We start from the raw sequence: 6,975 nt of genomic DNA on the forward strand, positions 1-6,975 counted from the left end.
TGATATACTTTATAACCGCTGTAGTCAGGTGTATTGTGAGATGCGGTTAACATAACACCTAGATCACATTCTTCAATACGGACTAAAAACGAAAGAAGTGGTGTAGGGATAGGTTGTGTCGCTAAAAGTGCAGTGTGACCCATATCGGCACATAGTTGAGAAACTATTTTTGCAAAAGGAATAGATTCAGAACGCGTATCGTAGCCTATGGCTACCTTTAGCTTATTTTTATTTGAGAAACTGTCCAGAACTGCTCGTGTAATTAAGCTAATAGTATAGGGATTCATTCTATTAGGTCCTGGACCTACTTTTCTACGAATTCCTGCTGTTCCAAAGGACAAATCTTTTCCAAATGCATCTTCTATTTCTTCTATATTCGTTTCGATTAGTTGTGTAAGTTGTGTATCGGAAGCAGGATCGATCTGATTAGCTTTCCATTTTTTCAATCGTTCTATCGCTTTCGAAGAAAGACTTCCTAGACGGTCCATCTTGAGCTCTTCTTCTGATTATCTATCCATCGGTTTTTGTAGGTCATTCCGTGAGAGAAAGTCAAGCGAGCACGTATGATAAAATGCTAGCAATCGCTAAAATCATTGCAATTAGTTGGATTTAGTTATGAAGAGAATATGGAATTGGTTGGTAACACTTTTCTCAGTCAACGGAGAAGAATCTGTAGCTTACATCTTGGTTACCATTCCTTCACTTGAGAAAACTATGCCGATTTTGCAAGAGCTCATAGGAAGAAAGTTGATTGCTTGTGCATCTTTTTTCCCGGTCACATCTGTTTTTTCATGGGAAGGGAAAATTTGTGAACAAAAAGAGGTAAAAATCCTTTTAAAAAGTCGCATTTCTCTTTTTAAAAACGTATCAGACGTTATCCATCTCATGTCCCCGTATGAAGTCACAGAGATTAGTCTGATTAAAGCTGAGCGAGTTGATGAGCCTTATTTCAATTGGATTATGAAAACAACTCATAGCTAGGGGTTAGGATATATGTTTTCTGTTTCCGGCCCGGTCTTACTTCCAGTCTCTCAATATGAGTCTTTTCAAGCTCTTGCAATTATGGGAGCTACGGCAACTGGTAAGACCCAACTTGCTCTAGAGTTAGCGGAGAAAGTTCCTATAGAGGTGATATCTGTCGATTCTGTTCAAATTTATCGCGGAATGGATATTGGAACTGCGAAAGTTACGCTAGAGGAAAGAGGGCGTGTTGCTCACCATTTGATTGATATTTGTCCAGTGTGCGAACCGTACAACTTAGCTTCATTTTTGAACGATGTTGTACGTGTGCTTCCAGAGATTCTACAGAGAGGAAATCTTCCAGTATTTGTAGGGGGCACCGGATTCTACTTTGAAGGTCTTTTTCGAGGCCTTCCACCTACTCCTCATCCAGACGAAGATGTACGTAGACAGCTCCAAGATGATTTGAACAGAGAAGGTCTTGATTCTTTGCATCAAAGGTTAGTTAATCTCGACCCGTTATCTGCCTCCGCCGTTTCAAAGCGGGATCGTCATAGAATATTAAGGTCACTTGAAGTAATCCTGGTTACAGGTAAACCTCTACATTTACTCGATAGAAAACAAAAAATCGGTGAACCTCCTTTACCAACTAGGGTTGTTAACCTTGAGGTCGCGAGAAATATTTTAAGAGAACGTGTTCTTGTGAGATGCGATCAGATGGTGGAAGCAGGATTGCTTCAAGAAGTCAAAAATCTTATCCCTCAAGGTATTAAGAAGAATCATTCTGCTCGCAAGGCAATTGGATATAGTCATTTCCTTGACTATATTGATGGGCATGTTTCTTTCGATGAAAGTATCTGTTCTTTTAAGCAAGTTTCTTGTCAATTGATCAAAAAGCAAGAAACCTGGTCACGTTCCAGAAACCGTCTTATCCCTGTAGAACACCTCTCTTCTCGAGAGGGAATAGATAACTTTATCAATCAGTTTTGCGTTGCTACCTCTCGTTAGGAAGATCATCTTTGATTGCCATAATTATAGAAAATTCTTAACATCCGGATTGTCCTGTACAGGCCCTGGAGGGAGTATTTATGGCTTCAATGAATAAAGTGTTTTTGTCAGGAAACTTAACCCGCAAACCGGTGCTTCGTAGAACCCCAAAGGGAACTTCTGTTACAGATTTACTGCTTGCCTTGAATCGTGAATACACAACTTCAAGTGGAAAAAAGCAACGTGAGGCGTGTTTTGTAGATGTCGTTGTCTGGGGAAGGCTAGCAGAAGAATCTGTCTCTAGACTTGAGTGTTCTTCATCAGTTGTTGTTATTGGTCATTTGCAACTTGATGTTTGGTTTTCTAAAGAAGGCGAGAAGAGGTGTAAGTTGCGTGTTTACGCAGAAGAGGTTTATTTCCTTGGTGTTCAGTCTGGTTCAGATGCAAGCGAGCATATGCCTCAAGAGAGCATTCTAGAGGAATTTTCTTCATTTTGTGATCAAAGAGGCTCTTCTATTGAAGAGGTAGCCCTAATAGGTTCATAAGATCATTGTAAAAAGGGAATACAAAGAGGAAATAACTTTTAGCTGTTTGCCTGCTTAGGTTTACAGAAAGAGGTTCCATAGGTAAACTTTCCGTGAGAGAAGGTGGGGTCTATTTTGCGTAGCGCTTGTGTTTTTGTGTTGCGCTTGGGCTCCTTCTTAGGAGTGGAAGTTCATGCTGGAGCAAGAAAGGGAGTCGGGTGACTCCGTGAACGTGGTTGAAGTGAAGGTTGAAGAGCGTACTGTTTCTGACCCGGTGGAAAATGAGGTGACAGAAGGCTCTGTCTCTAAGGCTCCTCCCGATGTTGTCGTCAACCTGCGATCCTCTTTTGATGGAATGAGTGGAGTTTGTGAGAAGGTGGAGGCTTGTCTTTCTTTGATGAGTGAATGCCTTTCTCATTCAGATCGCCCATTATTTCGTGTTTTTTGGGAGTCAAGGAAAGTTCTTTTTGAGCTGTTTGCAGACTCTTCGCTTTCTTCAGCAGATCGTGTTCGTTATCAGGCTACGTGTAAGGATCTCTCCAGGGAGGCTCTTATACTGAAGGATCATGTGAAAGAAGTATCTAATTTTGCCGCTCAACAGATTGAGCTTGCCATTGAGGCGATGCAGGTTGAGTTGAGTAAGGCTGTTGAGATACCTTCAGATTGGGACTCTGGAGTTCTTCCTGAATGTTTAGAATCTGAGAGCCGTTTTTATTTTGAGTCGCATTCCAGGTTGTTGAGGTTGTCTGCCCTTGCGGAGAGATTGAGAAGTCTTCGTGAAGAGGTTTTGTCTATTTCTATGCGTGGCAAGCTCAAGCGGAAGCTACTTGACAGTCTTTCTGAAGTTGGGAATTTGTTATTTCCTGAGAAGAGAGAATTAAGTCGCGTATTAGGTGAGCGATTTCTGTCTGATGTTGAAAACTTCGTAAAGAAAGTTATGAGCGGACCGGTTTCTGAAAGGCCCGCGTTGCAGTTGCTTTCCGAGGTGCGGAGATTTCAGGCTCTTGCTAAGGAACTACAGTTAACGAGAACCACGTTTAAGAGTGCTCGTCTCTCTCTTAGTGCATGTTGGGATCGTCTTAATGTAGCTCTTTCGCAAAAGAAAGAGAAAATGGAAGAACGGCGAGAGCTTTCTAAAACAAATTGTGAATCGATTCGTTTAAAGATTGAGAATTTGCGCAAAGAGTATCATGAGTCTAGTCTTTCAGATGATCGGCTTGAGAGTGAATTGGGCCTCATACAGCGAGAGATGCGCAACGTTGATCTCGATAGGAATAGTGTCATTTTTTTGAAGAGAATCTTGAAGGAAGCCAGGGCTCCTCTTTTAGAAAAAAGAGAAAATGAGTTGGAGAAAAGGCGAGAGGCCGATCTTCAGGCTGCTGAGGAGCGAGAGAAATGTTTACAAAATCTGAGGGTTCGTCTTTCTGATTTGTTAGAACGAGTGCTTGCTTTTAAGGGAAATGATGTTGAGGGGTTTGATTTAGAGTATCGCGAATTGTGTGATCAATGTCGGACTCCTTTGATTTGGAGAAGTGATAGGGTTACTCTAGATAAGCTTCTTAAACAGATCAAGCATGCTCTAGAGCATCGGAAGCGTGCTCATTTGATGGAAATCTCCTCAACGGATGGGGAGTCGATTGAGTCGATTCGTAGACGTTTGGAGGAATTAATTTCATGTCGAGAAGAGGTTCGTGAGCGGCTCGATTCTAACAAGAAGAGCGTTGGTTCATCTGGACTTGACCTAGAGAGGGCTCTTTACTTGGGTCAAATGATGCAACAAGATAAGGAGAGGCTTATTGAGTTGAGGCGTGTGATTGCGGAAATGGAGATTGTCTTGCAAGAGAAGTCTAGGCATGGTGAGTGAAGATAATGGCGGCTTGTCTTCGCCTCTTTTTTCTTGGGTTCGAAATATAAGTGAGGAGATAGTCGCACAGAAGGGTTTTAACGTTAGGGTTTTTTCTGTTTCTTGTCCCGGTGCGGTTTGTGACTATTTGATTTTTGCTGAAGTTTTCGTGGATCACCACATGAGAGTTGTTTCGGAGCATTTGGTTACTTTTCTTAAGCGAAAGTGGATGCGTCCTCGTGTAGAGGGCCGCTCATCTTGGGTATTGCTTGATTGTGATCAGGTGATCATTCACCTTTTGACACCTGAGGCTAGATTGTTTTACTCGATGGAAAGCCTTTGGGGAGATCTAGTAGAAGAGGTTTTTTTCTCATAGATCGCTTTTTCTTTTTTTTCTTCTACGATGCTTTTCTTCTCATCGATTAAATTTCCTCCTTGCTGTAGGAACAAACCGTGTATGGCAAGAAAATGGGCAAATCGTTTGTTTTGTCTCGACCATCCGTTTCTTCCAAATGGTTAGAAGAAAATGTTTCAGTTTGTCGTTACTCTTTTATCGTTCCTCTTCAATTTCATTTTGCGATTACGTTATCGCATGGATATCCGAGGAATAGATCGTATCAGGCAAAGGAGCGGAGAAGGAATTTTATTTCTATCCTCTTACTCATCTGTTCTTGATCCTGTCCTTGTCAATTCTTTTTTGATTATGGATGGTGTTCCGGTAAGAATTCTTGCTTATGAGCAAGATTGCCAGAATCCAGTTAATCGGTTGATTGTTCGTTGGTTACGAGGGATTCCGATTCCTGATTTGAGTTCATCTTCTAATCCTTTGAAGAAACAAAGGAGTGAGATAGCGTTTAGAAAATTGTCACAGTCACTGCTTCTAGGTGACATTTTCATGATGCATCCTTCAGGTCGTCCTAAAATGACAGGACGAGAATCCCTTCATGGTACTTCTTGGGCATATCGCTTGACGCAGGAGATACCTGGTTTAAGAGTTGTCCTTGTTCGTGTTTCTGGATTATGGGGGAGCAGGTTTTCTACAATTTGGGAAAAGAAGTCTCCATCTTTTTTTAGGACATTTTGGGGCTGGTGTAAGATGATCCTCAAGAATGGAATCTTCTTTGCACTAAAGAGGCAGGTAGTAATTTCATTTGAGGAGATGAACAAGGAGATATACTCACTTTCTCAAGATGACTTTAATAGGTGGGTAGAAAATTGGTTGAACCAGTACGAACATGAAGGCCAGAAGGAGGGTGACTGTGGTGAGACACCGACGTTTGTACCTTACACTTTTTATAATCAAACTGTCCCTGAACCACAAGATAGAGAGCCTGAGCCAGATCCGTTTGAGCAGGTGGAATGGGTTCCCCGTGAAGTTCAGGAGCCGATTCTCGAGGAAGTGGCTCGTATTGTAGGGCTGCCTACTTCTTCACTAGACCCTCATGCAGATTTAGTAGAAGATTTAGGGCTTGGGGCATCTGATAGGGCGGTCTTACTATCTTCTATTCATAATCGGTTCGGTAGATTAGGACTTCGAGATACACATGCTAGTACAGTAGGTCAGTTAGTTAAATCTGTAGCGACTAAGCTGAAAACTCTTCCCCCTAAATCAGGTCGCTCCTCTCTACATCCTACTTTTGGGGAATGGTTTTCATCTAGGGAGAGAGTTCCAGTTGCGACACCTGTTGGTACGATTTTGCAAGAGGCTTTTTTACGATCTTGTGATCGAGGGTCAGGTGCGATTGCGTGCGGAGATCTGTTGAGGGGATCTATTTCTTATAAGCAGCTAAAGAGGAGGGTTTTGCTGCTTGCTAGTGAAATTAAGTATCTTCCTGGGAGTAAGGTAGGAATTTTACTTCCTTCGAGTGTAGATTGTGTAGTTGTTCTTTTTGCCGTGTTGCTAGCGGGAAAGATTCCTGTTTTAATTGATTGGACAACCGATAAAGAGTCTATTCAAACTTTTCTTAGACTTACCGATGTCCACGTTATTATTAGTTCAAGGTGGTTCTCAGATGAGTTAGAGCACTTAGCCATGAAGGATATTGCTTCGTTTCTTCTCTTGTTGGAAGATATGGAAAACAGAAAATCCACATGGAAAAAAATAAAAGCATATGTTGAATCATACCGTACGGCTGACGTTTTATTAGATGAGTGGGATGAAATGTGTGCCAAGGCCGATGATACGGCTTTGATTCTTTTCAAAAACCGCACTCATGCTGGGCCTTGTGGTGTTCCATTAACGCACAGAAACCTTCTCTCTTCAGTAACAAGTCTGTTCTCTGCAATTCCTATTACTTCACAAGATAGTTTTTTTGCTGTACTTCCCCCTTGCGATTCTATCGGGATGGAGATGCTAACTTTATTGCCAATTTTTTGCTCTGTGAAATTGTTTTGTTCTCCTTATCCATTTGAGAGTGTGCAAATTGCTACTTTGATTCAACAAGTTAGACCTACTGTTTTCGTTGGCACACCTGCGATAGTAGAATCTTTATTTCAATTTGCCAAAAGAAAGGATCTTGAATCGATTCGTTATTTTCTCTTTTGTGGAGAAACCCCATCAAATGAACTCGTCTCTCAAGTGGAAGAGTTGGGAGCAACTCCCATTCTTAGCTATGGACTGACTGAATGCGGTGCTGTGATAGCGATTCATCGAATTGGTAA

6 protein-coding genes and 1 pseudogene are annotated in these 6,975 nt (G+C 41.7%); 6 read left to right on the plus strand and 1 reads right to left on the minus strand.

The window, feature by feature from the left end; translation table 11 throughout:
• Nucleotides 1-488 (minus strand): annotated as a pseudogene (locus GCCT14_RS03135) (phospho-sugar mutase); the annotation flags it as partial.
• Between the two features lie 127 nt (nucleotides 489-615).
• Between GCCT14_RS03135 and cutA the strand changes: the two are divergent.
• From cutA to GCCT14_RS03165, 6 genes are all read left to right on the plus strand, one after another.
• Entirely contained in the window at nucleotides 616-981 is a 366-nt protein-coding gene (gene cutA, locus GCCT14_RS03140) for a divalent cation tolerance protein CutA (protein WP_108624206.1), read from the plus strand.
• Nucleotides 982-993: 12 nt separating this feature from the next.
• Nucleotides 994-1,968, plus strand: a complete 975-nt coding sequence (gene miaA, locus GCCT14_RS03145; RefSeq protein ID WP_108624207.1) for a tRNA (adenosine(37)-N6)-dimethylallyltransferase MiaA — start codon at nucleotides 994-996, stop codon at nucleotides 1,966-1,968.
• Between the two features lie 80 nt (nucleotides 1,969-2,048).
• A complete protein-coding gene (locus tag GCCT14_RS03150; RefSeq protein ID WP_108624208.1) occupies nucleotides 2,049-2,492 on the plus strand; it encodes a single-stranded DNA-binding protein in 444 nt (147 codons plus the stop codon).
• Between the two features lie 172 nt (nucleotides 2,493-2,664).
• Entirely contained in the window at nucleotides 2,665-4,335 is a 1,671-nt protein-coding gene (locus tag GCCT14_RS03155; protein WP_108624209.1) for a coiled-coil domain-containing protein, read from the plus strand.
• Nucleotides 4,325-4,690, plus strand: coding sequence for a ribosome silencing factor (gene rsfS, locus GCCT14_RS03160; RefSeq protein WP_108624210.1), 366 nt, complete (start codon nucleotides 4,325-4,327; stop codon nucleotides 4,688-4,690). Before GCCT14_RS03155 ends, rsfS begins: the two co-directional genes overlap by 11 nt.
• Nucleotides 4,691-4,840: 150 nt before the next feature.
• A partial coding sequence (locus GCCT14_RS03165; protein WP_157952549.1) for an AMP-binding protein occupies nucleotides 4,841-6,975 on the plus strand: 2,135 nt, incomplete at its 3' end.

The sequence above is a fragment of the Candidatus Similichlamydia epinepheli genome, from assembly GCF_003056015.1.

What these genes read in the sequence shown, in the direction of transcription:
- rsfS (WP_108624210.1), top strand. Translation starts at nt 4,325, where the DNA reads ATGGTGAGTGAAGATAATGGCGGCTTGTCTTCGCCTCTTTTTTCTTGG.
- cutA (WP_108624206.1), top strand. Translation starts at nt 616, where the DNA reads ATGAAGAGAATATGGAATTGGTTGGTAACACTTTTCTCAGTCAACGGA.
- GCCT14_RS03150 (WP_108624208.1), top strand. Translation starts at nt 2,049, where the DNA reads ATGGCTTCAATGAATAAAGTGTTTTTGTCAGGAAACTTAACCCGCAAA.
- miaA (WP_108624207.1), top strand. Translation starts at nt 994, where the DNA reads ATGTTTTCTGTTTCCGGCCCGGTCTTACTTCCAGTCTCTCAATATGAG.
- GCCT14_RS03155 (WP_108624209.1), top strand. Translation starts at nt 2,665, where the DNA reads ATGCTGGAGCAAGAAAGGGAGTCGGGTGACTCCGTGAACGTGGTTGAA.